Source organism: Nocardiopsis sp. NPDC006938 (genome assembly GCF_042869555.1).
In the GTDB taxonomy this organism is placed as follows: domain Bacteria; phylum Actinomycetota; class Actinomycetes; order Streptosporangiales; family Streptosporangiaceae; genus Nocardiopsis.
This window is the reverse complement of sequence record NZ_JBIAGA010000018.1, coordinates 43,921-70,430: the sequence shown is the minus strand read 5'-3', so window position 1 is coordinate 70,430 and position 26,510 is coordinate 43,921. Positions and strand designations below refer to the sequence as shown.

Annotated in this window: 22 protein-coding genes and 1 pseudogene; 3 read left to right on the top strand and 20 right to left on the bottom strand. The window is 71.5% G+C overall.

Annotated features, from left to right (window positions below):
* Positions 1-5: 5 nt before the first annotated feature.
* Genes ACFYL4_RS23180 through ACFYL4_RS23170 form a run of 3 tightly spaced genes read right to left on the bottom strand, consistent with a single transcriptional unit; the run spans position 6 to position 5,498 of the window.
* Positions 6-2,129: a biotin carboxylase N-terminal domain-containing protein gene (locus tag ACFYL4_RS23180; protein ID WP_387520917.1), complete on the bottom strand. Its 2,124-nt coding sequence runs from the start codon at positions 2,127-2,129 to the stop codon at positions 6-8.
* A 13-nt stretch (positions 2,130-2,142) separates the two neighbouring features.
* Positions 2,143-3,741 carry an acyl-CoA carboxylase subunit beta gene (locus ACFYL4_RS23175; RefSeq protein WP_387520914.1) on the bottom strand — a complete coding sequence of 533 codons (1,599 nt, stop codon included), beginning with the start codon at positions 3,739-3,741 and terminating at the stop codon, positions 2,143-2,145.
* Positions 3,738-5,498, bottom strand: coding sequence for an acyclic terpene utilization AtuA family protein (locus ACFYL4_RS23170; protein ID WP_387520912.1), 1,761 nt, complete (start codon positions 5,496-5,498; stop codon positions 3,738-3,740). Before ACFYL4_RS23170 ends, ACFYL4_RS23175 begins: the two co-directional genes overlap by 4 nt.
* A 152-nt stretch (positions 5,499-5,650) precedes the next feature.
* Here ACFYL4_RS23170 and ACFYL4_RS23165 point away from each other — a divergent pair, with 152 nt between their 5' ends.
* Both ACFYL4_RS23165 and ACFYL4_RS23160 read left to right on the top strand, forming a co-directional pair.
* Complete coding sequence (locus tag ACFYL4_RS23165) at positions 5,651-6,163, top strand: hypothetical protein (RefSeq protein WP_387520909.1); 513 nt, start codon at positions 5,651-5,653, stop codon at positions 6,161-6,163.
* 79 nt (positions 6,164-6,242) lie between these two features.
* Positions 6,243-6,809: a hypothetical protein gene (locus ACFYL4_RS23160; protein ID WP_387520906.1), complete on the top strand. Its 567-nt coding sequence runs from the start codon at positions 6,243-6,245 to the stop codon at positions 6,807-6,809.
* A gap of 47 nt (positions 6,810-6,856) precedes the next feature.
* On the opposite strand, the gene ACFYL4_RS23155 is transcribed toward ACFYL4_RS23160, so the two are convergent.
* The 10 genes and pseudogenes from ACFYL4_RS23155 to ACFYL4_RS23110 form a co-directional block, all read right to left on the bottom strand.
* A complete protein-coding gene (locus tag ACFYL4_RS23155) occupies positions 6,857-8,146 on the bottom strand; it encodes a thymidine phosphorylase (protein ID WP_357759383.1) in 1,290 nt (429 codons plus the stop codon).
* A gap of 97 nt (positions 8,147-8,243) precedes the next feature.
* Positions 8,244-8,660, bottom strand: coding sequence for a cytidine deaminase (locus ACFYL4_RS23150; RefSeq protein WP_387520903.1), 417 nt, complete (start codon positions 8,658-8,660; stop codon positions 8,244-8,246).
* Between the two features lie 544 nt (positions 8,661-9,204).
* Positions 9,205-10,240 (bottom strand): annotated as a pseudogene (locus ACFYL4_RS23145) (ABC transporter permease); the annotation flags it as partial.
* Positions 10,237-11,679, bottom strand: a complete 1,443-nt coding sequence (locus tag ACFYL4_RS23140) for an ABC transporter permease (protein WP_387521009.1) — start codon at positions 11,677-11,679, stop codon at positions 10,237-10,239. The gene ACFYL4_RS23140 and the pseudogene ACFYL4_RS23145, both read right to left, overlap by 4 nt.
* A gap of 32 nt (positions 11,680-11,711) precedes the next feature.
* A complete protein-coding gene (locus ACFYL4_RS23135) occupies positions 11,712-13,319 on the bottom strand; it encodes an ABC transporter ATP-binding protein (protein WP_387520901.1) in 1,608 nt (535 codons plus the stop codon).
* Between the two features lie 179 nt (positions 13,320-13,498).
* Positions 13,499-14,548: a BMP family ABC transporter substrate-binding protein gene (locus tag ACFYL4_RS23130; protein WP_357759372.1), complete on the bottom strand. Its 1,050-nt coding sequence runs from the start codon at positions 14,546-14,548 to the stop codon at positions 13,499-13,501.
* Between the two features lie 338 nt (positions 14,549-14,886).
* The gene (locus ACFYL4_RS23125) at positions 14,887-15,618 is read right to left on the bottom strand and encodes an alpha/beta fold hydrolase (RefSeq protein WP_387520899.1); all 732 of its coding nucleotides are present in this window, start codon (positions 15,616-15,618) and stop codon (positions 14,887-14,889) included.
* Between the two features lie 139 nt (positions 15,619-15,757).
* Positions 15,758-16,102, bottom strand: a complete 345-nt coding sequence (locus tag ACFYL4_RS23120) for a biotin/lipoyl-containing protein (protein WP_357759366.1) — start codon at positions 16,100-16,102, stop codon at positions 15,758-15,760.
* A gap of 5 nt (positions 16,103-16,107) precedes the next feature.
* Positions 16,108-17,127, bottom strand: a complete 1,020-nt coding sequence (locus tag ACFYL4_RS23115) for an alpha-ketoacid dehydrogenase subunit beta (RefSeq protein WP_357759363.1) — start codon at positions 17,125-17,127, stop codon at positions 16,108-16,110.
* The gene (locus ACFYL4_RS23110) at positions 17,124-18,161 is read right to left on the bottom strand and encodes a thiamine pyrophosphate-dependent dehydrogenase E1 component subunit alpha (protein ID WP_387520895.1); all 1,038 of its coding nucleotides are present in this window, start codon (positions 18,159-18,161) and stop codon (positions 17,124-17,126) included. The genes ACFYL4_RS23115 and ACFYL4_RS23110 overlap by 4 nt, the downstream gene beginning before the upstream one ends.
* Before the next feature lie 623 nt (positions 18,162-18,784).
* On the opposite strand from ACFYL4_RS23110, the gene ACFYL4_RS23105 reads away from it, so the two are divergent.
* Positions 18,785-19,279 (top strand): Lrp/AsnC family transcriptional regulator, encoded by a 495-nt coding sequence (locus ACFYL4_RS23105; RefSeq protein ID WP_017546759.1) that lies wholly within the window; start codon positions 18,785-18,787, stop codon positions 19,277-19,279.
* An 18-nt stretch (positions 19,280-19,297) separates the two neighbouring features.
* Here the strand turns inward: ACFYL4_RS23105 and ACFYL4_RS23100 are convergent, their stop codons facing one another.
* The 7 genes from ACFYL4_RS23100 to deoC all read right to left on the bottom strand — a co-directional run bounded on the left by ACFYL4_RS23100 (position 19,298) and on the right by deoC (position 26,498).
* Positions 19,298-20,971 (bottom strand): phospho-sugar mutase, encoded by a 1,674-nt coding sequence (locus tag ACFYL4_RS23100; protein WP_387520891.1) that lies wholly within the window; start codon positions 20,969-20,971, stop codon positions 19,298-19,300.
* Positions 20,972-21,048: 77 nt separating this feature from the next.
* Complete coding sequence (locus ACFYL4_RS23095) at positions 21,049-21,846, bottom strand: purine-nucleoside phosphorylase (protein ID WP_387520888.1); 798 nt, start codon at positions 21,844-21,846, stop codon at positions 21,049-21,051.
* A 13-nt stretch (positions 21,847-21,859) separates the two neighbouring features.
* Positions 21,860-22,480 (bottom strand): GNAT family N-acetyltransferase, encoded by a 621-nt coding sequence (locus tag ACFYL4_RS23090; RefSeq protein WP_387520886.1) that lies wholly within the window; start codon positions 22,478-22,480, stop codon positions 21,860-21,862.
* Entirely contained in the window at positions 22,477-23,121 is a 645-nt protein-coding gene (locus tag ACFYL4_RS23085) for a GNAT family N-acetyltransferase (protein WP_387520883.1), read from the bottom strand. The genes ACFYL4_RS23090 and ACFYL4_RS23085 overlap by 4 nt, the downstream gene beginning before the upstream one ends.
* Positions 23,122-23,188: 67 nt before the next feature.
* Entirely contained in the window at positions 23,189-24,124 is a 936-nt protein-coding gene (locus tag ACFYL4_RS23080) for an aldehyde dehydrogenase family protein (protein WP_387520880.1), read from the bottom strand.
* Positions 24,117-25,547: an aldehyde dehydrogenase family protein gene (locus tag ACFYL4_RS23075; RefSeq protein WP_387520877.1), complete on the bottom strand. Its 1,431-nt coding sequence runs from the start codon at positions 25,545-25,547 to the stop codon at positions 24,117-24,119. Before ACFYL4_RS23075 ends, ACFYL4_RS23080 begins: the two co-directional genes overlap by 8 nt.
* A gap of 3 nt (positions 25,548-25,550) precedes the next feature.
* Positions 25,551-26,498 carry a deoxyribose-phosphate aldolase gene (deoC, locus tag ACFYL4_RS23070; RefSeq protein ID WP_357759338.1) on the bottom strand — a complete coding sequence of 316 codons (948 nt, stop codon included), beginning with the start codon at positions 26,496-26,498 and terminating at the stop codon, positions 25,551-25,553.
* Positions 26,499-26,510 lie beyond the last annotated feature (12 nt).

Genomic DNA, 26,510 nt, shown 5'->3' with positions numbered 1-26,510 from the left:
ACCAGTCACTGATCAGGCCCTTCGTTGTCGGTGTGGTCGAGGACGGCCAGCGGTGCCCCTGCGGGGACCCGGTCCCCGGCGGCGACCGGAAGCTCCCGTACGGTCCCTGCGGCGGGCGCGGTGACGCGGTGCTCCATCTTCATCGCCTCCATGCGCAGCAGGGTCTGGCCGGGCGCGACCCGCTCCCCCACGGCGACCTCCACGGAGGTGACCGTGCCGGGCAGGGGCGCGGGCAGGACACCGGGGTCGACGGCGGCCTCGGGGGCGGGGAGCGGGTCCACGGGGGTGAGGACGACCGCTCCCAAGGACGAGTCCACGTACACGTCGGTGCCGGACCCGTCCCGGCTCCCGGCCCGGTCCACGTCGAAGGCGTGCCGGAGCCCGTCGACCTCCAGGACCACGCGTTGCGGCGCGGCCGAGAGCACCCGCACCCCCTCCCGTTCGGGCAGGTGGGTGCCGCGCACGGACCTGAACGACGTGGTGGTCTCGCGGCCCTCGGGCGTGGTGTGGCGGCGCCGGTGCGGGGCCGAGGGCAGGTTGCGCCACCCGGCCGGGACCCCCGCGGGGAGCACGCCGCTCCCTCGGGCGGCCTCCACGGCGGCGAGGGAGGCGGCGAGCGCGGACAGGTCCTCGGCGGTGTGGTCGGCGAGGGGGCGGGCGAGCCCGGCGAGCCGGTCGCCGGTCAGGAACCCGGTGTGCAGCCCCTCTGGCCTGCGGTCGGCGTGCGCGAGGTCGGGGTGGCGCAGGGCGCGGACGAGCAGGTCCCGGTTGGTGCCCACCCCGTGAAGGCGGGCGCGGGCCAGGGCGGCGGAGAGACGGCGCAGGGCGTCGCGGCGGTCCCTGCCGTAGGCGACGACCTTGGCCAGCATGGGGTCGAAGTCGGTGCCGACGGTGTCGCCCGCCTCCACCCCGTGGTCGAGGCGGACTCCCGGCTCGGCGAGCGGGGCGAAGCGGGAGCGGGCGTCGGGGACCTCGAAGGCGCGCAGCGTGCCGGTGCGGGGCCGCCAGTCGTCAAGGGGGTCCTCGGCGTACAGCCGGGCCTCCACGGCGTGGCCGCGCGGGGCGGGCGGCCCGGTGTCGGGCAGGGGCTCGCCCTCGGCGACGCGCAGCTGCCACTCCACGAGGTCGAGGCCGGTGACGCACTCGGTGACCGGGTGTTCGACCTGGAGTCGGGTGTTCATCTCCAGGAAGACGGGGTCTCCCCAGCCGTGTTCGGTGACGGGGACCAGGAACTCGGCGGTCCCGGCCCCGGTGTAGCCGATGGCGGCGGCGAGGTCGCGTGCGGCCGCGTGCAGTCGGCGGCGGATGGGCTCCGGCAGTCCGGGCGCTGGAGCCTCCTCCAGGACCTTCTGGTGGCGGCGCTGAACGGAGCAGTCGCGTTCGCCCACGGCCCAGACCGTGCCGTGCTGGTCGGCCAGGACCTGAACCTCGACGTGGCGGCCGCGTTCCACGTAGGGCTCGCAGAACACGGCGGGGTCGCCGAAGGCCGAGGCCGCCTCGCTCCGCGCGGACGCGGTCTCGGCCGCGAGGGAGTCGAGGTCGCGGACCACGCGCATGCCGCGTCCTCCGCCTCCCGAGACGGCCTTGACGAGGACGGGGAGGTGGTCGGCGCGGACGTCGGCGGGGTCGAGGGCGTCGGCGACCGGCACCCCGGCGTCGCGGGCGACCTCCTTGGCGAGGGTCTTGGAACCCATCCGCTCGACCGCCTCGGCGGAGGGCCCCACCCAGGTGAGTCCCGCAGCGGTGACGGCGCGGGCGAAGTCGGCGTTCTCGGACAGGAAGCCGTACCCGGGGTGGACGGCGTCGGCACCGGCGGTGCGGGCGGCGGCCACGAGGGCACCGGGGTCGAGGTAGGCGTCCACGGGGCCGCCCCCGTCCGGAACGGGCAGGCGGACGGCGGTGTCGGCCTCGCGCACGTGGGCGGCGTTCTCCTCTCCGGGGGCGTGCACGGCGACGGCGGACACCCCCAGGGCCCGGCAGGTGCGGATGATCCGGCGGGCGATCTCGCCGCGGTTGGCGATCAGCAGTGTGCCGACGGGCCGGATGGGCGCGGTGGAGGGGCCGGGTACCCGGGGGTCGGTGGGCGGGGCGGGCGACGCGGCGGGGGCGGCGGGTTCGGTGGGGGTCATGGTCCTCCCCTTCTCACATTCGGAAGACACCGAAGCGGTCGGTGCCGCGGACCGGTGCGTTGCTGGCGAAGGACAGGCACAGCCCGAGGACGGTGCGGGTGTCACGGGGATCGATGACGCCGTCGTCGTAGACCCGCCCGGACAGGAACATCGGCAGGGACTCGGCCTCGATCTGGTTCTCCACCAGCTCGCGCATGGCGGCGTCCTGGTCGTCGTCGTAGGGCTGGCCCTTCTTGGCGGCCGAGGCGCGGGCGACGATCGAGACGACCTCGGCGAGCTGTCTGGGGCCCATGACGGCCGAGCGGGCGCTCGGCCAGGAGAAGAGGAAGCGGGGGTCGTAGGCGCGACCGCACATGCCGTAGTGCCCGGCCCCGTAGGAGGCGCCGATGAGCACCGAGAAGTGCGGCACGGTGCTGTTGGAGACGGCGTTGATCATCATCGAGCCGTGCTTGATGATCCCGCCCTGCTCGTACTCGGCGCCCACCATGTACCCGGTGGTGTTGTGCAGGAACACGAGCGGGGTGTGGGAGCGGTTGGCGAGCTGGATGAACTGGGCGGCCTTTTGCGCCTCGGCGCTGAACAGCACCCCGTTGTCGTTGGCCAGGACGCCGACCGGGTACCCGTGCAGGGTGGCCCAGCCGGTCACCAGACCGGGTCCGTAGGAGGGTTTGAACTCGTCGAACTCGGAGCCGTCCACCACCCGTGCGATGACCTCGCGGGGGTCCACAGGGACCTTGAGGTCGGGCGGCATGATCCCGAGGAGCTCCTCTGCGGGCAGGAGGGGTTCGCGGACCGCGCGCGCCGGGGCGGGCCCGGCCTTGACGTGGTTGAGGCGGGCCACGACGCGGCGGCCGATCCGGATCGCGTCGCGCTCGTCCTCGGCGAGGTGGTCGGCCAGCCCGGAGACCTCGGCGTGCATGCGGGCACCGCCGAGGGACTCGTCGTCGCTCTCCTCCCCCGTGGCGGCCTTGACCAGCGGAGGTCCCCCGAGGAAGACCTTGGCGCGGTCCCGCACCATGACCACGTGGTCGCTCATGCCGGGGATGTAGGCGCCGCCCGCCGTCGAGTTGCCGAAGACCAGGGCGACGGTGGGGATACCGGCGGCGGAGAGCCGGGTGAGGTGGCGGAACGTGCCGCCGCCGGGGATGAAGATCTCCTTCTGGGTGGGCAGGTCGGCTCCGCCCGACTCCACGAGGCTGATCATGGGCATCCGGTTGCGTTCGGCGATCTCCCCGGCCCGCTGGGACTTGCGCAGGGTCCACGGGTTGCTGGAGCCACCGCGCACGGTGGGGTCGTTGGCGACGATCACGCACTCCACGCCCGAGACCACGCCCACACCGGTGACGACGCTGGCCCCCACGTGGAAGTCGCTGCCCCACGCGGCCAGGGGCGAGAGTTCGAGGAAGGGACTGCCCTCGTCCAGGAGGAGTTCGATCCGTTCCCTGGCCAGGAGACCGCCGCGGGAGCGGTGCCGTTCCACGTAGCGTTCGCCGCCCCCGGCCAGGGCGCGGGCGTGCTCCGTGTCCAGCTCGGCCAGTTTGGCGGTCATGGTGTCCCTGGCCTCGGCGTAGGCCGGGCTCCGGGTGTCGAGTGCGGAGGTCAGGACGCTCATGGGCCCTCCTCGGGCAGCGGGGCGGGCGCGCGGGTCGCGGCCAACAACGACTCGGGGAGTGGTAGTCGACGGGCGCGCAACCACTCGCCGAGCCCCTTGGCCTGGGGGTCGAGCCCCTCACGGCGGGCCGTTCCGGGGGCGAGGAGCCCCTCGATCCAGAAGTTGGCGGCGCGCAGGCCGGGCAGCAGGTGGCGGGTGACGGGCAGGTCGGCGGTCTCGGGGAGAAGCTCGCGCAGGGCGTCGGCGGTGAGGGTGTGGGCCAGCCACCGCCAGCCCTCGTCGGTGGTGGCCCACACGCCGACGTTGGCGTCGGCGCCCTTGTCGCCGCTGCGCGCGCCCACGACCAGGCCGAGCGGTGCCGTGCGTGTGGGGCCCGCGGGCGGGGGTTGCGGAAGCGGGGGCTCGGGGACCTCGGTGAGCGTCCTGGTGCGGACGGGGTGTTCGACGCGTTCGCGCACGCCGTCGGGGGTGATGACGGTGTGTTCGACCTCGGTCGCGGGCACCAGCGCGTGGGTGACCGTGACTCCGTCCGGGCGGGCGTCGCGGGGCGGCGCGCTGATGTGGAACCCGGCGTAGCTTCCCAGGGCGAGTTCGACGGCGGCGGCGCCGAAGCGGCGGCCGATGACGGCCGGGTCGTGGTCGCGTGCGACCGCGCGCAGGCGGGCGGTGGCGTCGTCCTGGGTGTCGCCGTGGGGGTCGCGGGCGGGAACGAACTCGAACCGGAGGTCGGCGGGTCCCCGGTCGTCGAGGGCCGCGCGCAACTGCCGCTCGGCCTGGGCCGCCTTGGCGGGCGCGTCCAGGCCGGTGACGAGGAACTCGACCTCGTTGCGGAAGCCGCTGATCCCGGTCAGGCCGACCTTGAGGTCCGGGGGCGGCGCCTCCCCCTCGACCCCGCTGATCCGCACCCGGTCCTCGGCCTCCTGGTCGAGGCGGACGGTGTCCAGGCGGGTCGTGACGTCGGGCCCGGGGTAGCGGGCGCCCCGGATCTCGTAGACGAGCTGGGCGGTGACGGTGCCCACGGTGACCGCGCCGCCGGTGCGGGCGTGCTTGGTGATGACCGAGGTGCCGTCGGCGAAGACCTCGGCGATCGGGAACCCCGGGTGGTCGGGGTCACGGCCGTGGAGTTCGTGCGCCAGGGCGTAGTTGCCGCCGGTGGCCTGGGTACCGCACTCGATGACGTGCCCGGCGGCGGTGGCCCCGGCGAGGGCGTCGAGGTCGTCCCGGGTCCAGCCGAAGTGGGCGATGGCCGGGCCCACCGTGAGGGAGGCGTCCGTGACACGACCGGTGACCACGATGTCCGCCCCGGCGTCGAGGCAGCGGGCGATACCGAAGGCGCCCAGGTAGGCGTTGGCGGTGAGGGGGGTGCCGAGATTGAGCTCCTCGGCGCGGAACAGGAGGTCGTCGCCGGTGACGCAGGCGATGCGGGGCTCGAAGCCGAGGCTGTCGGCGAGCTCGGTGAGGCGGTCGGCCAGCCCGCGCGGGTTGAGGCCGCCCGCGTTGGTGACCACGCGGACCCGGCGTTCCATGACGGTGGCCAGGCTCGCGCGCATCTGTCGCAGGAAGGTGCGGGCGTAGCCCCGATCGGGGTCGGCGAGCTGGTCCCGGCCGAGGATGGCCATGGTGAGTTCGGCCAGGTAGTCACCGGTGAGGACGTCGACGGGTCCTTCGGTGAGCATCTCGTGGACGGCCGCGAGCCGGTCGCCGTAGAAACCGGAGGCGTTCCCGATCCGCAGAGGAGGGGCTGCTGTAGCGGTCATGGGAACGAGGGTGACACCGGACACACAAAAGAACAAGCACCTCTGATTGTTTTTCCGGCGAACGGCACTCTCGGGCGAAATGGCCGGAACCGGCCGCATTCGACCGGTTACGGAGACCGAAACCGGGACGAACGCGGGGTATTTTGGCGCGCGTGAGTACCTCCTCAGAAGACACCGCGTCCCCCAGCACCCCTGACGTGACCCCCACGTCCCCGGAGACCCCCGAGGCCGCCGCGCCGACCACACCGGACACCTCCCTGCCCCCGGCCCGTGCCGTCGGCTCTGAGGCCTCCGAGGCCTTCCTCGACGGGCGGCCCGCACGCCGCCGGGACTCCCTCTTCGGCCCGGCGACCTTCGGCGTGGCGGGCGTCCTGCTGCTCGCCACCACCCTGCTCTCCACCCAGCTGATCGGGATCTTCAACACCCAGACCCTGATCGGCGCCCAGGGCACGCTCGGACCCGCGGTCCAGGGCGAACTGACCGGTGCCGGACTGTTCTCGGCGCTGGCCGTGCTGTCCGCCGCCACGGCCCTGTTCCGGTCCCGCCCCGACACGCGCCCGTGGATCTTCCACCTGGCCGCCGCGACCGTGCTGGTGGGGGTGCTCCTCGTCGCGCTCACGGTCCTGTCGTACGCGCTGCTGACCCCGCCCGTCGCCGCCGGCTGAACGGAAATTGGCGGTATCCCTGGTCTGAGCTGGTGATTCTTAGGTCCCGCTTATCCGTGTGCGCGGGTACGTTGGCCGCGTGAGTACCGCACCGGAAGACAACGACAGGCCCGAGAACACCACGAGCACCGGGGAGGGCTCGCCGCAGCCGAAGTTCGAGCCGGGGGTCACCGCGGACACCGGCACGGCGGAGACCGCCGACAGCGCGGAGGACGGGTTCACCGGGGCCGAGCACGGCGAGGAGTACGCGTTCGTCGCCGTGGAGCCCGAGCCGCGCCCCGGCGGCGGCTTCTCCACCGAGACGCTGAGCATCGTCGGCGTGGCCCTGCTCGCCGTCACCATCTCCTCAGGCCAGCTCCTGGAGCTCCTCACCAGCATGATCATGCTCGGCGGGCAGCCGATCGACGCCGGGCAGATCCGGTCCATCGAGGCCCAGCTGTGGATGGGCGGGGCGGTGGCGCTGCTGACCGTGCTCGCCTCGGCCCTGGCCCTGACCCTGCTCAACGCGGGGAGCCGATCATGGGCGCGCTGGACCGCCACGGCGACGCTGGTGGTCGGCGTCCTGTTCGTGCTCGTCGCGGCCGCCGCGTTCCTGCTCGTCCCGGACGCCGCGCCGCAGCAGATGCTTCCGCCCATGCCGAACTAGAGCCGAACTAGGGGCCGCGCCCGGGCGCGGCCCCCGGTCCGGACGGGTCAGGAGATCCGGTCGATGACGATCGGCCCCGGCGCGGCACCGGCGTCGGCGCCGATGCCGACCGCGCCCTCCAGGGCCTGGAGGGCGCGGTCGAAGCGCTCCGGCTCGTCCGCGTGCAGGGTGAACAGCGGCTCGCCCTCGGCGACCCGCTCCCCCGGCTTGGCATGCAGGGTGACTCCCGCGCCGAAGGAGACCGCGTCCTCCTTGCGGGCCCGGCCCGCGCCCAGCCGCCACGCCGCCAGTCCCACCTGGTAGGCGTCCAGCCGGGTGACCGTCCCGCCGACCGGGGCCGGCACCACCCGCCGCTCGGCGGCCACCGGCAGCGGCGCGTCCGGGTCACCTCCCTGAGCGCGCACCAGCGCCTTCCAGGACTCCAGCGCACTGCCGTCGCGCAGTGCCTCGGCCGGGTCCTTCACCCCGTTCTCACCGGGCGTCATCCCGGCGGCGGCGAGCATCTCCCGGGCCAACGCCACGGTGAGCTCCACGACGTCGGCGGGCCCTCCGCCCGAGAGCACCTCCACCGACTCCGCGACCTCCAGCGCGTTGCCGACCTGACGGCCCAGGGGTGTGGCCATGTCGGTGAGCAGGGCGACGGTGCGCACACCGTGGTCGTTGCCGATGTCCACCATGGTGCGGGCCAGCTCGCGGGCGGAGTCCGCGTCCTTCATGAACGCGCCCGACCCCACCTTGACGTCGAGCACCAGGGCCGCGGTGCCCTCCGCGAGCTTCTTGCTCATGATGGAGGCGGCGATCAGCGGGATCGACTCCACGGTGCCGGTCACGTCGCGCAGCGCGTACAGCTTGCGGTCGGCGGGCGCCAGCCCGCTCCCGGCCGCGCAGATCACCCCGCCGGTCTCGGTGATGACCGCCCGCATCTCCTCGGTGGACAGCGACGCCCGCCAGCCGGGGATCGACTCCAGCTTGTCGAGGGTGCCGCCCGTGTGGCCGAGCCCCCGACCGGACAGCTGCGGGACGGCCGCGCCGCAGGCCGCCACGGTGGGGGTGAGCGGCAGGGTGATCTTGTCACCCACCCCGCCGGTGGAGTGCTTGTCGGTGGTGGGGCGGGCCAGGTCGGTGAAGTCCAGACGTTCGCCGGAGGCGAGCATCGCCTCGGTCCAGCGGCCGACCTCGCCGCGGTCCATGCCGCGCAGGAAGATCGCCATCGCCAGCGCCGCCATCTGCTCCTCGGCCACCTCGCCGCGCGTGTAGGCCCCGATCACCCAGTCGATCTGCTCCGGGGAGAGCCGCCCCCCGTCGCGCTTGGCGCGGATGATCTCGATGACGTCCATGTCCTGTTCCTTCCGTCGTGAAGAGGTGGTGCGCAACGACGTCTCCCCGGCCGCCGTGGACCGGCGACCGGGGAGACGATCGTGGTTGCTGCGCCCGTCAGGCGAGGTGCTGCGGCCCGAAGGCCTGGGGCAGGACGCGCTCCATGGGCCAGATGCCCTCGGGCGTGTCCACCAGCAGGTCCGGCCCGCCGTGCTCGTACAGGAGCTGACGGCAGCGCCCGCACGGCATCAGGGTCTCACCCCGCCCGTCCACGCAGGCGAAGGCCACCAGGCGGCCGCCCCCGGAGGCGTGCAGGGCGCTGACCAGACCGCACTCGGCGCACAGGCCCACACCGTAGGAGGCGTTCTCCACGTTGCAGCCGCTCACGGTCCGGCCGTCGTCGACCAGCGCCGCCGCGCCCACCGGGTAGTTCGAGTAGGGCGCGTAGGCGTGGCGCATGGCCTCCCGGGCGGCCTCGCGCAGGGCCTCCCAGTCCGTCTCGCGGAGTTCGCTCATGACCGGCTCGCCCTCCACTGCTTGCCGACTCCGGCGGGCGCGCGCAACCGTTGCGACGCCAACGAGAGCACCAGCAGGGTCGCGATGTGCGGGCTGTAGGTGGCCAGCTCACGCGGCAGCGAGTCGGTGCTGAAGTACCAGAACAGCAGGAACGAGGCCACTCCGACTGCCAGAGCGGTAAGGCCCGCGGTCCGCTTCTCGGTCTTCCACATCGCTACGAGCGCGGCAGCGAGACCCGACAACGTCAGCACGACATAGACGGTGGTCAGCGAGACGTCGCCCATGACGAGGTCCGTGAAGGAACTCGTCCAGTAGGCCAGCGCGCCGACCACACTCAGCCCGACGGAGACCAGCGCCAGCGGGGAGTCTCCTCTGTTCCAGGTACTCCACAGAGCCAGAGCCAGACCCACCAGCAGAAGGAGTGCCGAGACCGGATAGCACACGTCGGCCTGGGCGGCCAACGGACCAGCCGCAGCGAGGGCGTACACCAGCGCACCGATCACGACGACCACGGAACCGACCCGGCCGAGGAGGGTCGCGCGCGTGCTCCACAGGGTCCAGGCCAGTAGCGCCGCCACCAGGAGCAGAAGCATCGCGTGGATGGCCGCGCCACCACCGCGGAGCTGGAGGGCGTCGGTGTACCCGAACAGCCCGGCCCCCATGATCAGCCCACCCGGACGCCAGTTACCGAAGATCATCGCGGCGAGTCCGATGTACCCGCGACCACCGGTCTGTCCCTCTTGATAGATGCTCGCGGCGACCAGGGAGAGAAACGCACCGCCCATTCCCGCCAGTCCACCAGAAATGATGACCGCGGTGTACTTGAGACGATAGACCGCCACTCCGAGGGACTCCGCGGCGTCAGGATTCTCCCCGACCGAACGCAGCCGCAGACCAAAGGCGGTCTTCCACAGCACCAGATAGGTCAGCGGAACCATCAGCAGCGCCAGGAGGGTGAACGCCGACATCCTGGTGGTCAACCCGATCGCCATGGCCGCGAGGTCGCTGGCCAAGAACACGCCGCTGGCCGCCAGGGGCTGGAGCAGATCGGGGATGACCGGCATGTTCAGTACCGGGAAGTTGGGAGTGGCTGGCGACTGAGCGGCCCCGGCACCGGCCACGTCCGCGTAGACCAGGATCGACAGATAGCGCATCGCGCCGAGCATGAGGATGTTGATCGCGACACCGGACACGATCTGGTCCACCGCGAAGGTGACCGTGGTGACCGCGTGCAGTAGTCCGCCAGCCATCCCCGCCAAGATGCCCGCGAGAAGGCCGATCCACGGATTCCCGGTGCTCCAGGCGAAGTAGGCGCCGAACCAGGTTCCCAGGATCATCATGCCTTCGAGGCCGATGTTGATGATGCCCGCGCGTTCGGCCCACAGCCCTCCGAGGGCTGCCAGACCGATCGGGACCGCGAAGGTGAGCGTGGTGCGAATGGTACCCGCGTCGGTCAGCATGTCTTGGCCGGTGATGACACGCAGGCCGGCCAGGGAAACGAGCACCGCGGCGAAGAGGGTGAGGACGCGCCAACGAGCCCACCCCCTGGGACGCAACGGCGGTTTCACTGATTCCTTGACGTTCAGTTCCTGGCTCACTTCGCCTCCCCGCTGGACTCGACGGTCCTGCCGAGCTGCTTACCGATCTGCTGTTGCTGGTAGCGACGGCCCCAGCGGTGCACGACCTCGTAGACCACGACGACCGTGAGGACGATGGTGGCCTGCGCGATGACGGCGATCTCCTGCGGGATTCCGTCGAAGGGCAGGATGCCCGCCGCCTGGTCCAAGAAGGCCCAGAGCAAGGCGGCAAAGACGATGCCGACCGGATGGTTTCGGCCCAGGAGCGCGATCGCGATGCCGATGAAGCCGATACCAGCGGGGAAGTCGAGGGCGTAGTAGTGCGAGTGCCCGAGCAGCTGGGGCAGACCCACCAGTCCGGCGAGCATGCCCGAGAAGAGCATGGACAGGAAGACCATCTTCTTCACGTTCACGCCGCTGGCCTCGGCGGCGGACTGCGACTGGCCGGTGGCCCGCAGCTCGAATCCGAACCGGGTGCGGTTGAGCATCAACCAGTAGAGAACGCCGACCGCGGCGGCGAGGACGATCAGGCCATAGATCTCCCTCTCGGAGCCGAGGAAGGTCGCGGGGATTCCCGGTACCCATGCCGACTCCGGCATGGGCGGAGTACCGATGTTGTTGGTGCTGATCTCGACCGCGAGACGGTTGGTGCTCAAGAGGTAGGCGGTGATACCAGTGGCGATGGAGTTGAGCATGATCGTGGAGATCACCTCGGACACACCTCGCGCCACCTTGAGGTATCCGGCGATACCCGCCCACACACCACCGACCACGACGGCGGTGACGATGATGACGATCTGGCTGAGCACAGGGGGGAGCATGACGTAACCCCCCACCGCGGCAGCCAACAGCGCGGCGAGCCGGTACTGGCCGTCCACGCCGATGTTGAAGAGCCCCATCTTGAATCCGAGCGCCACTGCCACCGCGGCCAGGTAGAACGTGATGCTGTTGTTGATGATCTGCACCAGGCTGTCCGGCCGGGTGCCGAACTCCGCCATCCGACCAAAGGTCTGGAACGGTGCGATTCCGCTGAAGTAGAGCACCGCGGCGGTGACGGCGACCGCGATCACGGCCGCGGTCAGCACCGCGGCGAAGGACAACGCCATCATCGCCGCGAGACGGTGGAAGAGCACGAACGCGAGCAGTGCTCCGATCACGGCGCCGAGCGCGGCCGCGACGGGCTCGAGCAACTGGAGGTCGAGCACCCAGGCAGAGACCAAACCGCCCGCGAGCGCCAGGATCAACGACATCGGGACGACGAGGACGTTGTGGAGGGGGGTGCCCTCTTCCTTGGTACCGTCGGCGCCCACACGGGTCCGGTCCGGGGTGTACGGCGCCAACACCGCCACCAGACCGAAGGAGAGGGTCACACCGATGAGGAGTGCCGCCCACCACAGCAGGAACACGTCGAGGACGACGGTGGTCACACCTCCCACGAGGACGGCGAGAAGGACCACGATCGGTGTGGCGACGGTACGGCGTCCGGAGTTACTCACGCGCCGTCCTCGCTCTCGTCTTGAGGGGTGCCTTGAGCACCGCTGCCACCTTCTGTGTGTGCCACCGCCCCGTCCAGGCCGGCGCCGGTCATGGCGGAGCCGAGCTGTTCGGGGGTGACGCTGGTCGGGTCGGCCTCCGCGACCAGGCGGCCGCGCAGGATGACGTGGAGCGTGTCGGACATGCCGATGAGTTCGTCGAGGTCGGCGGAGATGAGCAGGACGGCCAGGCCGGCCGCTCGGGCCTCGCGCAGCTGTTCCCAGATGGCCGACTGGGCGCCGACGTCCACACCCCGGGTGGGGTGGGCGGCGACCAGGAAGCGGGGGTTCCCGCTCATCTCCCGGCCGATGATGAACTTCTGCTGGTTGCCCCCGGACAGCGCGTCGGCGACGACGTCGATGTTGGGGGTGCGCACGTCGTACTCGGCGACGATCCGCTCGGAGTCGGCGCGGGCGCCGGTCCGGTCGATCCAGGCGCCGTTGACGCTGGGTGTGCGGGTCTGGTGGCCCAGGATGCGGTTCTCCCACAGCGGGGAGTCGAGCAGGATGCCGTGCCGGTGGCGGTCCTCGGGGATGTAGCCGACACCCGCCTCCCGGATGCGCAGCGTGGACCACGTGGTGGTGTCGTCCCCGCCGAGGGAGATGCTGCCGGAGGCGACCCGCCGCATCCCCATGATGGCCTCGATGAGCTCGGACTGGCCGTTGCCCTCGACACCGGCGATGCCGACGATCTCGCCCTCGCGGATGTCCAGGGTGACGCCGTCGACGACGGATCGGCCCTCGGGAGAGAGAACGGTGATCCCGTTGAGGGACAGCACGACCCGGTCCGTCACCGTGGACTCGCGCAGCTCGGGGACGGGGAGCTCGCCGCCGACCATGAGTGTGGCCAGCTCTCGGGCGGTGGTGGTGCGCGGGTCGGCGGTGGCCACGGTGGTGCCGCGCCGGATCACGGTGATGTCGTCGGCGACCGACAGGACCTCGTCGAGCTTGTGCGAGATGAAGATGACCGTGAGGCCCTCGCGCTTGAGCACGCGCAGGTTGTCGAAGAGCTCGTCGACCTCCTGCGGCACCAGCACGGCCGTGGGCTCGTCCAGGATGATGGTCTCGGCGCCCCGGTAGAGCACCTTCAGGATCTCCACGCGCTGGCGGTCACCGACGCCCAGGTTCTCCATGAGGCGGTCCGGCTCGACACCGAGACCGTACTGGGCGGAGAGCTCCCGGATGCGGGCGCGGGCCCTGCGGCCGATGCCGTGCCTGCGCTCGGCGCCCAGAACGACGTTCTCCAGCACCGTGAGGTTGTCGGCCAGCATGAAGTGCTGGTGCACCATGCCGATGCCGTGCTTGATGGCGTCGGAGGGCGAGTGGAAGCGCACCTCCTGGCCCCGGATGCGGATGGTGCCCTCGTCCGGCCGGTGCATGCCGTACAGGGTCTTCATCAGCGTGGACTTACCCGCCCCGTTCTCGCCGACGATGGCGTGCACGGTACCGGGAGCCACGGAGATGTCGATGTCGTGGTTGGCCACGACGCCGGGGAAACGCTTCGTGATCCCGCGCAGCTCAACGGCGAGAGGCCCTGAGGCCTCATCGCCCGATGGCGTGCTGCTCATCTTTCTCCTCGTGAAAACAGCAACGTGGTGTACGGGACCTGTGCGGTCGTGTCCGGACACCATCGTCACGGAAAACGGCAACCGGGACGGCACCGGAAGGGGTCTGCTCCGCTTCCGGCACCGTCCTGGGGCACATCGCAGCCTGGGCCGCGATGAGGCGCAACCTTGTCAAACGGCAGCTACGGCTGGGTCGGAACCTCGATGTCGCCGTCGATGATCTCCTGCTTGATCGCTTCGAGCTCCTCCTGGATCGGCTCGATGGCCTCCTCGTTGGAGAGCGTGTAGTCAACGCCGCCCTGGCTGAGGTCGAACCTCTGGACGCCGGTCTGCGGAGAACCGTCGACCACGGACTTGATCATCTCGAAGACAGCGAGGTCGACCTGCTTGATGGCGGAGGTCAGGACATGCGGCTTCTGGTCCTCTTCGGCGTTCAGGTACTGGTCGCTGTCGACACCGATGAAGGTGAAGTCGTTCTCGACCGAGGCCTCGAGGACTCCGATTCCAGCGGAGCCGGCGGCGTGGTAGATCACGTCGGCGCCGCGATCGTACTGGGCCTGGGCCCCCTGGAGCCCCTTGGCCGTGTCGCTGAAGCCGCTCATGTCCGGAGGCTGGCTCAGGTAGTCGACCTCGACGTTGATGTCCTCGTTGATGTGCGCGACGCCCGCGACGTATCCGGCCTCGAACTTGCGAATCAGCGGGGTCTCGACTCCGCCAACGAAACCGACATGGTCCTCCTCCGTGGTCAGGGCGGCAGCAGCGCCGGCCAGGAAGGAGGCCTGCTCCTCAGAGAAGACCAGGCTCGTGACATTCGGGAACTCGTCCTCGTCGATCTCGGAGTCGACGATCGCGAAGTTGGTGTCCGGGAAGTCCCCGGCCACCGCCTCCATGGGCTCCTGGTAGGCGAACCCGACACCGATGATGACGTCGAAGCCCTCACGAGCCATGTTCGCGAGGCGATCCTGCTTGTCGGAGTCGGCCTCGTTCTCCGCGGGCTCGAAGTCGGTGATCTCGACACCGAGTTCCTCAGCCGCCTGCGTCAGACCCCGATAGGCGGAGTCGTTGAACGAGCGGTCACCCTTGCCACCAACGTCGAAGGCCAGACCAACGCTGATCCCGTCGCTGTCGCCGCCTTCGGCAGCGCTGTCATCGGCCGCGTTGTCGCACGCGGTGAGTGCCAGCACGCCCGCGGCGGCGACCGCCGCGAACTTGGCTGCGTTGCTGCGCTTCACTTGAAAGTCTCCCCTTCGCCCTCTCAGCGGACCGCATTCCGCGCGGGACCGACCTGAGTTCTGCAGCCGGACGATATCCGCTGGCCGAATGTACATCTAACGAACAGCCGGAGTTGTTATGAAGGCGAGAGCAGAGCGACACGGGGCCTTACCGGGAAGTTACCAAGAGCACACCCGGCCGGGGCAACCTTCCTCCTTATCGCTGTTTTTGACCTCCGGTTCTCCCGACGAATCCGGCAGTGCGACCGTGTGTGTCGCAACCCTTACCGTCGGTCACGTTCGCCTGTTGGGGCCCAGCCGGTCTAGACCGGACTGGCCCACGGCGCGTGAGCTCGGACTCACCCCTCCAGGAACTCCGCCACAGCCTGCTTGAAGACACGCGAGGAGACGGCGTTGGCGTGGTCGCGTCCGGGCACCTCCACGAAGGCGCCTCCGCAACGCTCGGCGAGCCCTGCGGCACCCTCGGCGACGGTGTCCCTGGCCCCGGCGACCAGGAGCATCGGGCCCCCCGTGGGACGGGGTTCCTCCTGGAAGGGCCGGGACGCCTGGCCCCGGACACAGGCGGCGAGCGCCGCGGCGTCGTTGCCCGGGAGCCCGACCACGGTCCGGTACACGTGATCGAAGGGGGTGTCGCCCGTGCCCGGTTCGGCGGTGTCCAGACCCGCCAGGGCGTTGGCGGGGCCGAAGCCGCCCAGGACCGTCCGGCGCACCCGGTCGGGGGCGGTGAGCGCGAGTTCCCAGGCGATCCGGGAACCCATCGAGTAGCCGACGACGTCGACCCGCTCCACCTCCAGCCGGTCGAGGAGGGCGAGGACGTCGGCGACGAAGTGTTCGGGCAGGTAGAGCCCGCTGTCGGTGGGCTTGTCACTGCCCCCGTGCCCGCGCAGGTCGGGTCCGATCACCCGGCGCCCGGCGGTGTCGAGGGCGCGCGGCCACCCGGCCGCGCTCCAATTCATCTCGAAGTTGGTCCCGAAACCGTGCAGCAGAAGCACCGGTACGGGGTCGCCGGGGGCCTGCGACGGCAAATCCGCATAACGGATTGTCACGTCTCCGACGGGATTCGCGTTCATGAATCCATTCCGTTCTCGTGCCGGGGGTGGGTTTTACCGGAAGCGGGCGAGGACCCATTCAGATGTTCCTATAAACGGAATGACCCGAAGGGTCGCTCCGTTCGTGTCGACATCCGAACGGGCCCTCGCCCCGAGCGTGTCAGTCCGTCGGCGGCCTGAGCCGGACCCGACGCTTGGGCGCGGCGTCCTCGGAGGGGACCCGTCCGACGATTCCGGCCTGCGGTGCCTTCTCCTCGACCTCCACCGCGAAGGTCACCAGGGGTGCGCCCACCGGGACGACCTGGTCCTCCTCGGCGTGCAGTTCGACCACGCGACCGGCCTTGGGCGAGGGGATGACCACGGCGGACTTGGTGGTCTCCACCTCGACCAGCGGGTCGTTGCGGCCGATGGTGTCCCCGACCGCCACCTGCCACTCAAGGACGGTCGCCTCGACCAGGCCCTCACCCAGGTCGGGGAGGGTGAAGGTGATGTTCTCTTCTGCCATGCGGGCTAGTACTCCAGGGTTCGCTGGACCGCGAGCAGGACGCGGTCGATCGTCGGCAGGTACTGGTTCTCCAACGGTCCGGCCGGGTAGGGGACGTCGAACCCCGTGACCCGCTGGACCGGGGCGGCCAGCTCCCGGAAACAGTTCTCGGTGACCAGGGCGGCCACCTCGGCGCCCAGGCCCGCGGTGAGCGGCGCCTCGTGCACGACGACGGCGCGCTTGGTGCGGCCGACCGAGGCGGCCAGTCCGGCGGCGTCGATGGGCTTGAGCCAGCGCAGGTCGAGGACCTCCAGTTCCACACCGTCCTCTGCGGCGAGCTCGGCCACCTGGACGCAGCGGTGCACCATGGCGCCCCAGGCGATGAGGGTGGCGTGGCGGCCGGGGCGCACGATGCGGCTGGTTCCGATGGGGTCGGTGGGCTCGCCCAACCGGACCGGGCGACGGTCCCAGTAGCGCGCCTTGGGCTCCATGTACACGACCGGGTCGTCCGAGCGCACGGACTGGAGCAGCAGGCTGTAGGCCTCGGCCGGGTCGGAGGGCGCGACGACCTTCAGCCCCGGGGTGTGGGCGAAGAGCGCCTCCAGGCTCTCGCCGTGGTGCTCCGGGGCCTGGATACCGCCGAAGGACGGCAGTCGCAGGGTGATCGGCATGGGCGCCGCGCCACGGGTGCGGTAGTTCATGCGCGCCACCTGGTTGACGATCTGGTCGACGGCCGGATACGCGAATCCGTCGAACTGGAGCTCGGGGACCGGCCGCCAGCCGTTCATCGCCAGACCGACCGCCATGCCCATGATGGCCGACTCCGCCAGGGGGGTGTCGAAGACGCGCTGGTCGCCGAACTCCTTCTGGAGCCCGTCAGTGACGCGGAAGACACCGCCGAGGGCGCCCACGTCCTCCCCGAAGACGAGGACGTCGGGGTCCTCCTCCAGCAGGACGCGCAGGGCGCGGTTGATCGCCTGCTGCATGGACAGTTCGACCGCCGGGGACTCCACCGGGGCGTCGGCGCGTTCGATCAGCTCGGTCACAGCTCGACCTCTTCCTGCCAGGTGCGGTGCTGCCGGGCCAGCTCCTCGGTGGTCTCCCGGAAGACGTGGGTGAACAGCTCGGAGCCGTGCGGCTCGGGGGCCTCGGCCACTCCGTCGCGGATCTCCTCGGCACGCTTGGCGGCCTCGGCGTCGACGGCGGCCAGCTCGGTCTCGTCGGCGTGTCCGGCCTCGACGATCGCGGCGCGGAGGAGGTCGAGGGGGTCGCGTCGGCGCCAGGGCTCGGCCTCGGTCTCGTCCCGGTAACGGCCGGGGTCGTCGGAGGTGGAGTGGGGTTCGACGCGGTAGGTGAGGGCCTCGATGACGGTGGGGCCGCCACCGGTGCGGGCGCGCTCGACCGCCTCCGCGGTGGCGGTGTACACGGCACCGACGTCGTTGCCGTCCACGAGGACCCCGGCCATGCCGTATCCCTCGGCCCGCGCGGCGACGGAGCCGCCCGCGACCTGGCGCTCGTTGGGTACCGACAGGGCCCACTGGTTGTTCTGGCAGAGGAAGACGACGGGGGCGGTGAAGACGCCCGCGAAGTTCATGGCCTCGTGCACGTCGCCCTCGGAGCTGGCGCCGTCGCCGAAGTAGGCCATGGCGACGCCGTCGCCGCCGCGGAGCCGCTCTCCGACCGCCCATCCGACCGCGTGGGGGACGGGGCCGCCCACGACCGCGTTGATCGCGCCGAAGCGGGACTCCATGACGTCGTAGAGGCCGCCGTGCCACAGGGCGCGGTGGGTGGACATGTAGCCGACCATCTCGACGCCGTAGGCGAGGGCGGAGGCCATCTCGCGGTAGGTGGGGAAGACGAAGTCGCGGGTGGGGTCGAGCGCGCTGGCGCTGCCCACCTGGGCGGCCTCCTGGCCGCGCACGGAGACGTAGGCGGGGAAGACGCCCTGGCGCTGGAGGGCGATGGCCTCCGTGTCCAGGTCGCGGGCGGTGCGCATGGTGCGGTACAGCTCGCGGGTGAGTTCGGGGCGCAGGTGCTCCACGGTGATGGGGCCCTGTCCCTCGGGCTCTGGGGTCGGCATGTCGAGCGGCTCCCAACGTGGCCCTGCGCGCGTGGTGGCGCGACCCGGGCTCGGGGTGGTCACGGTCTGCCCTTGATTCTCCGCACAACTGGACAGTTCCGCTAGATATGACCGTACAGTCGATACGATCACGAACGTTGAACCCTGTTTGGTTCGCAATCGTCCAGGATCAGACCTCTCGAACGAGCGAAAACGACACGCAGTGCCAAACATCACGAATCACCATCAACACCACCATCCTCCCGCCCCACCGCGAGGCGCCCCGGAGGCCACGCACAGGAGTCGTCGTATGCCCGAACCGTCACGACAAATAGGCCGGAAATGGGTACCAAACCAAGAATTTCTGGCGGAATCTGGCACATCGGGTGTAGTTAGTGCCCAGTCAGGGAAACCCTCGACCTACCGCGTGCGTCAACCATGAGTACAGTCGGAACTTCTCCGCCACTCCCCCGTTTGGCGGTTCGCACAAGAGGTCCGGTCGCACGAATCCCCCCGCCCCCCACACCGACCCGAACACCACGGAACGTGCGTCCGACATCTCCCGACCGGTTTTTCCGAGCTTCCTGTCAATGACGACAGCACGGAGCAGAGCCCTGCGACAAGAGCACACGAGGAGCACGCACATGGCCATGGGCGAACAGCACAGGAACGGCCGGCGGCCGGACACGACCGACCAGACCATTCTGAGCGCGCTCGCCAAGGACGCCCGGACCGGCATCACCGAGATCGCCGCGCTGGCCAACGTCTCCCGAGCCACGGCCTACAACCGCATCAAGCGCCTCACCGACGAGGGGGTCATCCGCGGCTACTCCGTGGTGACGGACCACTCCAAGATGGGGCTGGGCGTCACCGCGCTGGTCCTCATCTCCGGCAGCCAGCCCGACTGGCGGGCCAACCGGGAGATCCTCTCGTCCTACCCCGAGATCGAGTACTGCTGGTACGTGGTGGGGTCGGCCGACATCGTGCTGCTGGTCCGCGTCGCCAACACCAACCAGCTGCGCGACCTGATCCTCAGCCGACTCCAGTCCCTCCCCGGTGTGACGTCCACCCAGACGCTCACCGTCATCGACGAGGTCGTCCACCGGCCGGTCGTGGAACCCGCCGAGGGGAGCGAGTAGCACCGGACCCGCCCCGGTTCAGCCCCCGACCACCCCGGCGACCGCCGCCATCAGCTCGGACAGCAGTTCCAAGCCGCGCGCGCGGCTGGCAGCGACGTCGCCCCCGACCTCCGACACCACCTCGGCGTAGGCCTTCAGTTTGGGCTCGGTCCCGGAGGGGCGCAGCGTGACCCGCCCCCGCGTCCCCCCTCCGAGCTCGAAGCGCACGGCGTCCGTCGGCGGCAGACCCCCGTGGCCGTCGGCGAAGTCCACGACCCCCGTCACCCTCAGGGGGCCGAACGCGGCGGGCGGTTGCGCGCGCAGCCGCCGCATCGCCGCCCCGATCTCCGCGAGGTCGGTCACCCGGACCGACAGCTGGTCGCTCAGGTGCAGACCGTACCTGCGGGCCTGGTCGTCGAGGAGGTCGACCAGCGTGCGCCCCCGGTCCTTCGCCTCGGCGGCCAGCGCCAACGCCACGAGAGCCGCGCTGATGCCGTCCTTGTCCGCCACCGGACGGCTGTCGTCGCCCCCCACGCAGTAGCCCAGGGCCTCCTCATAGGAGAACACCCGGTTCTCGCCCGGCCGCCCCGCCCGGGCCAGCCACTTGAACCCGGTCAGGGTCTCCTCGTAGCGCACCCCCCGGTCGCGGGCGATCGCGCCGAGCAGGCTGGAGGAGACGATCGAGGTGGCCACCACCCGGTCCGCGCCGCCCGTGTGGTCGAGGACGTACTCGGCGAGCAGGCCGCCCACCTCGTTGCCGGTCAGCAGCCCGTACCCGGGCACCGCCAATGCCAGCCGGTCGGCGTCCGGATCGTTGGCCACCACCAGGTCGGCGCCCTGGGCCTCCCCCGCCGCCAGGGCCAGGTCCATCGCCCCCGGCTCCTCCGGGTTGGGGAAGGCGACCGTCGGGAAGTCGGGGTCGGGGTCGAACTGCTCGGCCACCACCCGGGGCGGGGCGAACCCGGCCCGGCCGACCGCCTCCAGCAGCACGCGGCCGCCCACACCGTGCAGGGGCGTGTAGGCCACCGACAGCTCACGTGGGCCGTCCGGGACCAGCGCGGTGACCGCGTCCAGGTAGGCGGCCACCGCCTCCTCGCCCAGGACCTCCCAGTCCTCGCCGAGGGGGAGCGCGCCGACCGGCCCCACCGCGTCGATGGCGACGGAGATCTCGGCGTCCACCGGGGAGACGATCTGACTGCCCGCGTCGTCGCCGGACCCGCCCGTGTACACCTTGTACCCGTTGTCCTGGGGCGGGTTGTGGCTGGCGGTCACCACGATTCCCGCGTCCGCGCCCAGCCGCCGCAGGGTGTGGGCGAGCACCGGGGTGGGCAGCGGGCCGGGCAACAGGGAGACCCGGTGCCCGGCCCCGGTGAGGACGGCGGCGCTGTCCCGCGCGAAGTCGGCGGACCGGTGCCGGGCGTCGTACCCGATCACCACGTGTGCGGGCCCCTCCCCCAGCCACGCCGCGATCCCGGCGGCGGCCCGCATGACCACCACCCGGTTCATCCGGTTGGGTCCGGCCCCCAGCGCTCCGCGCAGCCCCGCCGTCCCGAACTCCAGACGGCCGGAGAAGCGGTCGGCGAGGTCGGCCAGGGCCTGCCCGTCGCCGACCTCGACCCGGGCCAGGAGGTCACCCAGTTCACCGCGCGTCGCGGGGTCGGGGTCCTGGTCGAGCCAGTCCCCGGCCTGGCGGAGGAGGGCGGAGTCGGTCATGGGGATCTCCCGTCCGGAGGTCGGTTGGTGGCGGTGGCGGCCCTGCCGGGCCGGGGGGGTTCACGTCATCTGGCGGCTCAGAAGCGCCGCACGATGTCCGCGAGCAGGCGGCCCACCGTGGCGGCGGAGTCGCGGCCGGTGGCGAGGACGTCCTCGTGGTCGAGGTTGGCACCTTCCAGACCGGCGGCGATGTTGGTGACCAGGGACATCCCCAACACCCGGGCACCGGCCTCGCGGGCGGCGATGGCCTCCAGGACCGTGGACATACCGACCAGGTCGGCGCCCATGGCGCGGAGCATGCGCACCTCGGCCGGGGTCTCGAAGTGCGGTCCGGGCATGGCCGCGTACACGCCCTCGGGCAGGTCCGGGGCGACCTCGCGGGCCAGGGCGCGCAGCTCCGGGGTGTAGGTCCGGGTCAGGTCGACGAAGGTCGCGCCGGTCAGCGGCGAGCGCGCGGTCATGTTGAGGTGGTCGGCGATCAGCACCGGAGAGCCCACCGCGTAGTCGGGGTTGATGCCCCCCGCGGCGTTGGTGAGCACGATGGTCCCGGCGCCCGCCGCGACGGCCGTGCGGACGTTGTGCACGACCGCGTCGGTGCCGTGGCCCTCGTACAGGTGGGTGCGGCCGAGGAAGGCGAGCACGTTCCGGTCGCCGTCCGCGATGCTGCGCAGCGTGCCGCTGTGGCCCTCCACCGCCGGGGGCAGGAAGCCGGGCAGCTCGGACGTGGCGAACTCGTGCTTGGAGTCGCCGAGCAGGTCGGCGGCGGGCGCCCAGCCGGACCCCATCACCAGGGCCACGTCGTAGCTGTCCACACCGGTACGCGCGCGCAGCTCGGCGGCGGCCTCTTCGGCGGCGGCCTGGGGTGTGCGAGTCACTGGGTGTCTCCGTTCATCTGGACCGCTGGCGCGGTTCGGGGTGGGGTGCGGGCTCCAGGGGGCGCGACATCACTTCCTGGGGGCCCGCGTCGCCGGGCACGACCGTGCCGGTGAAGTCGAAGCCGGAGGCCTTGTAGACGCGCTGCGCCGGCAGGTTGCCCCGGTTGACGCAGAGCACGGCCTCCCTGGCGTGCGGGGCGACCTCGCGGACCAGCCCGTCCAGGAGGGGGGCGGAGCACGACGCCCGGCCCACGCCGCGGCCCTGCCATTGTGGCGTGACGTAGTAGGCGCGCAGCAGTACGGCACGCTCCGGCGCGTCGACCAGCTCCGAGCGGATCACGCGGTCGAGCACGCCGAATCCCGCGCAGGCCTCGCGCGCCCGTTCGGGGCCGACCACCGGCCCCTCCAGGGCCACGACCGCGTAGGGGAAGCGCTCGGGGTCGCCGTCGGCGTCGGGCAGGGTCCGTGCGGGCAGCCCGGTGAAGCGCGACTGCTCCGGCGGCAGCCGGTGCGAGAGCGCGGCCTCCCTGAGCAGGTCCGCCTCGGCCGTCCCCGTGTCCAGCCGGACCAGCCGGACCTGGGAGGTGTCCCAGAGTCCGGCGGCCCGTCTGCGCGATCCACGCCACCGGGTCACCGGGGCTCCGGGAGCTGGGGGACAGGGTGGTAACCGGTTTCGACCGGCCGGGTCAACACGAACTGCGTGCCGTGCTCACCCGCGTCGTGGCGGCGGCCGTTCGGGGTGAACCCGGCGGCCCGGTAGGTGCGTTCGCCCATGTCGTTGCCGTCGTTGACGCACAGGGCGATCTCGGTGGCGTCGGGGGCGATCGCCGCCACCAGCAGGTCGAGCAGTGGCGCGGAGCAGGCGGCGCGGCCGATCCCCTTCCCTTGGTGTTCGAGGGCGATGTAGAACGCGCGCAGCTGAACGGCGCGTTCCGGGTCGTCGACGAGGGTACGGAGCTGGCCGACCCGGTCGATGACCCCGAAGCCCACGCAGGCGCGCAGGACGGTGGCTCGGTCGGTCAGGGGACCGTCGTTGAGTACGACGGCGTAGGGATGGCGTGCGGGGTCCTGGTCGGCGCGGGGCAGGGTGTGCACCGCCTCGTCGATGAACCGGCGCTGGTCGGGGGCGACCCGCTGGCGGGGCAGGACCTCGCGCAGCAGGGCCACCTCGGGGGTGGTGCGGTCCAGGCGCACGAGGCGCAGTCCGGGCACGCGCTCGGGGGCGCCTGGCCCGGTGGTTGGGGGCTCGGCCTGTTCGGGGGTGTTCGCTGACACCGTTCCTCCACTCGGCTGTCGGGCCGTTCCCGCCCCCGGAAGGTGGGGGCGGGCCGGACCGTCAGTCTTACACCCCGACCGGATGCCAGACCGTCTTGGTCTCCAGGAAGGGCGACAACCGGGAGGTCCCGGGGTCGGTGTCGAGCCAGGCGTCCTCTCCCCCGGTCGCTTCGGGGCCGGGGCGCAGCACCCGGGTGAGGCTGGTGGCCGCGGTCCGCTCGAACTCCACCGCGTGCCCGCCCGCACCGGTGAGGTCGAGGGCGTTGACGTCGGCGTGCGAGGCCAGGTGCGGACCGATCTCCCCCGCGCTCCCGGTGAGCAGGTTGACGACGCCTCCGGGCAGGTCGGAGGTGGCGAGGACCTCGGCCAGCTCGATCGCCGCCAGGGGCGCGGCCTCGGAGGTGACCACCACGGCCGTGTTGCCGGTGGCGATCACCGGGGCGAGGACCGAGGTGAGCCCGAGCAGCGGGGCGCCCTGGGGCGCGAACACCGCGACCACGCCGGTGGGTTCGGGGGCGGAGTGGTTGTAGTAGGGGCCGGAGACCGGGTTGGCGCCGCCGAGCACCTGGGCGAACTTGTCGGTCCAGCCCGCGTAGTACACCCAGCGGTCGACGGCGGCGGACACGGTGCGGTCGGCCTCGGCGGGGGTCGCGCCCAGGGCCTCGACGAGGCGGGCGGCGAACTGCGCGCGCCGCCCCTCCATGACCTCGGCGACCCGGTACAGGATCTGGCCCCGGTTGTAGGCGGTGCGCCCGGACCAGCCGCCGAAGGCCTTGCGGGCGGCCGTGACGGCGTCGCGCGCGTCCTTGCGTGAGGCCTGGGAGGCGTTGGCCAGGTGGGTGCCGTCGGCTGAGGTCACCGGGTAGCTCCTGCCGGACTCCGATCGGGGGAAGGCCCCGCCGAGGTAGAGCTTGTAGGTCTTGCGGACCGCGATCCGGGCCGGGGCGGGTGCCCCCTCCCCGGAACCGGCGCCCTTCTTCTTGTTGCCGCGCCGCTCAGCCAAGGTAGGCCTCCAAACCGTGGCGGCCGCCCTCGCGGCCGTATCCCGACTCCTTGTAGCCGCCGAAGGGGCTGGTCGGGTCGAACTTGTTGAACGTGTTGGACCAGATGACGCCGGCGCGCAGGCGCTCGGCGGTCCACAGCATGCGGGAGCCCTTCTCGGTCCACACTCCCGCCGAGAGCCCGTAGGGCGTGTTGTTGGCCTTGGCCACCGCCTCCTCGGGGGTGCGGAAGGTCAGGACCGACAGCACGGGGCCGAAGATCTCCTCACGGGCCACCCGGTGCGCCTGGCTGACGCCGGTGAGCACGGTGGGCGCGAACCAGTACCCGCTGGCGGGCAGGTCGCAGGCGGGCGACCAGCGCTCGACGTTCTCCTCGTCGGCGGTGGCGGTGAGCTCGCGGACCCGTTCCAGCTGGGCGGCGGAGTTGATGGCGCCGATGTCGGTGTTCTTGTCGAGCGGGTCGCCCAGCCGGAGCTTGGCGACGCGTTCCTTGAGCCGGGGCAGGAACTCCTCGGCGATCGACTCCTGGAGGAGCAGGCGCGAACCGGCGCAGCACACGTGGCCCTGGTTGAAGAAGATGCCGGTGACGACACCCTCCACGGCCTGGTCGAGGGCGGCGTCGTCGTAGACGATGTTGGCGCCCTTGCCGCCCAGTTCGAGGGTGAGCCGCTTGTCGGTCCCGGCCACGGCGCGGGCGATCTCGCGGCCGACCCCGGTGGAGCCGGTGAAGGCGACCTTGTCGGTGCCCGGGTGCTGGACCAGGGCCCGTCCGGTCTCGCCCGCGCCCGTGAGGATGTTGACCACGCCGGGGGGAAGGTCGGCCTCCTGGCAGATCTCCGCGAAGACCAGCGCGCTGAGCGGGGTGGTCTCGGCGGGCTTGAGCACCACGGTGTTGCCGGTGGCCAGCGCCGGGGCGACCTTCCAGGCGAGCATGAGCAGCGGGAAGTTCCAGGGGATGACCTGGGCGGCCACCCCGAGGGAGGCGGGATTCGGGCCCAGTCCGGCGTGGGCGAGCTTGTCGGCCCATCCGGCGTAGTAGAAGAAGTGCGCGGCGACCAGCGGCAGGTCGACGTCGCGGGTCTCCTTGATGGGCTTGCCGTTGTCCATCGTCTCCAGGACTGCCAGTTCGCGTGAGCGCTCCTGGATGATCCTGGCGATGCGGAACAGGTACTTGCCGCGTTCGGCGCCGCTCATGCGGCCCCACACGGTGTCGTGGGCACGGCGGGCGGCGGCGACGGCGCGGTCGACGTCGGCCTCCCCCGCGACGGCCACCCGGGCCAGCTCCTCCTCGTCGGCCGGATTGAGCGTGGTGAGGTACTCACCGCTCTGGGCCGGGGTGAACTCGCCGTCGACGAACAGGTCGTAGGTCTCGCGCAGGCTGACGACGGAGCGGGACTCCGGTGCGGGCGCGTACTCGAAGATCACGGCTCAGTCCTGCGTGTAGTAGTCGGGGCCCGGGTAGGTGCCTGTGGTCAGCCTGGTGCGCTGCATGAGCAGGTCGTTGAGCAGGCTGGAGGCGCCGATGCGGAACAGGTCGGGGGTCAGCCACTCCGGTCCGGCGGTCTCGTTGACCAGGACCAGGTTGCGGAGGGCGTCCTTGGTGGTGCGGATGCCGCCCGCGGGTTTGACGCCGATCCGGCGGCCGGTGGCGGCGTGGTGGTCGCGCACGGCCTCCAGCATGACCAGGGTGACGGGCAGGGTCGCGGCGGGCGCCACCTTGCCGGTGGAGGTCTTGACGAAGTCCCCGCCGGCGCGCATGGCCAGGTGGGAGGCGCGGCGGACGTTGTCGTAGGTGACCAGTTCGCCGGTCTCCAGGATGACCTTGAGGTGGGCGTCGCCGCAGGCCTCCTTGACCGCGACGATCTCCTCGTGGACCTTGAGGTAGTCGCCGGAGAGGAAGGCGCCCCGGTCGATGACCATGTCGATCTCGCTGGCGCCGTCGGCGACCGCTCGCCGGGTGTCGGCGAGTTTGACCTCCAGGGGTGCGCGACCGGCGGGGAAGGCGGTGGCCACCGAGGCCACACCGATCCCGGTGCCGCGCAGGGCCTCCACGGCGACGGAGACCATGTCGGGGTAGACGCAGACCGCGCCCACGTGCGGCACGGTGCGGTCGGCGGGGTCGGGCAGGGCGGCCTTGGCGCACAGGGCCCTGACCTTGCCGGGTGTGTCGGCGCCCTCCAGGGTGGTGAGGTCGACCATGGAGACGGCCAGGTCGATGGCGCGGGCCTTGGCGGTGGTCTTGATCGACCGGGTGGCCAGGTCCTGGGCCCGGGCGCGGGCGCCGACCTCGTCGACTCCCGGGAGGCCGTGCAGGAACGCCCGGAGCGCGCGGTTGGTCGTCGCCTCGGGCACGGATGCGGTGTGGGGCACGGGCACCTACAGCTCGTC

Coding starts and splice junctions, on each gene's coding strand:
- ACFYL4_RS23175 (WP_387520914.1), bottom strand. CDS start 3,741: ATGAGCGTCCTGACCTCCGCACTCGACACCCGGAGCCCGGCCTACGCC.
- ACFYL4_RS23105 (WP_017546759.1), top strand. CDS start 18,785: ATGGCCATGGGCGAACAGCACAGGAACGGCCGGCGGCCGGACACGACC.
- ACFYL4_RS23110 (WP_387520895.1), bottom strand. CDS start 18,161: ATGCCGACCCCAGAGCCCGAGGGACAGGGCCCCATCACCGTGGAGCAC.
- ACFYL4_RS23180 (WP_387520917.1), bottom strand. CDS start 2,129: ATGACCCCCACCGAACCCGCCGCCCCCGCCGCGTCGCCCGCCCCGCCC.
- ACFYL4_RS23170 (WP_387520912.1), bottom strand. CDS start 5,498: ATGACCGCTACAGCAGCCCCTCCTCTGCGGATCGGGAACGCCTCCGGT.
- ACFYL4_RS23120 (WP_357759366.1), bottom strand. CDS start 16,102: ATGGCAGAAGAGAACATCACCTTCACCCTCCCCGACCTGGGTGAGGGC.
- ACFYL4_RS23155 (WP_357759383.1), bottom strand. CDS start 8,146: ATGGACGTCATCGAGATCATCCGCGCCAAGCGCGACGGGGGGCGGCTC.
- ACFYL4_RS23100 (WP_387520891.1), bottom strand. CDS start 20,971: ATGACCGACTCCGCCCTCCTCCGCCAGGCCGGGGACTGGCTCGACCAG.
- ACFYL4_RS23135 (WP_387520901.1), bottom strand. CDS start 13,319: ATGAGCAGCACGCCATCGGGCGATGAGGCCTCAGGGCCTCTCGCCGTT.
- ACFYL4_RS23125 (WP_387520899.1), bottom strand. CDS start 15,618: ATGAACGCGAATCCCGTCGGAGACGTGACAATCCGTTATGCGGATTTG.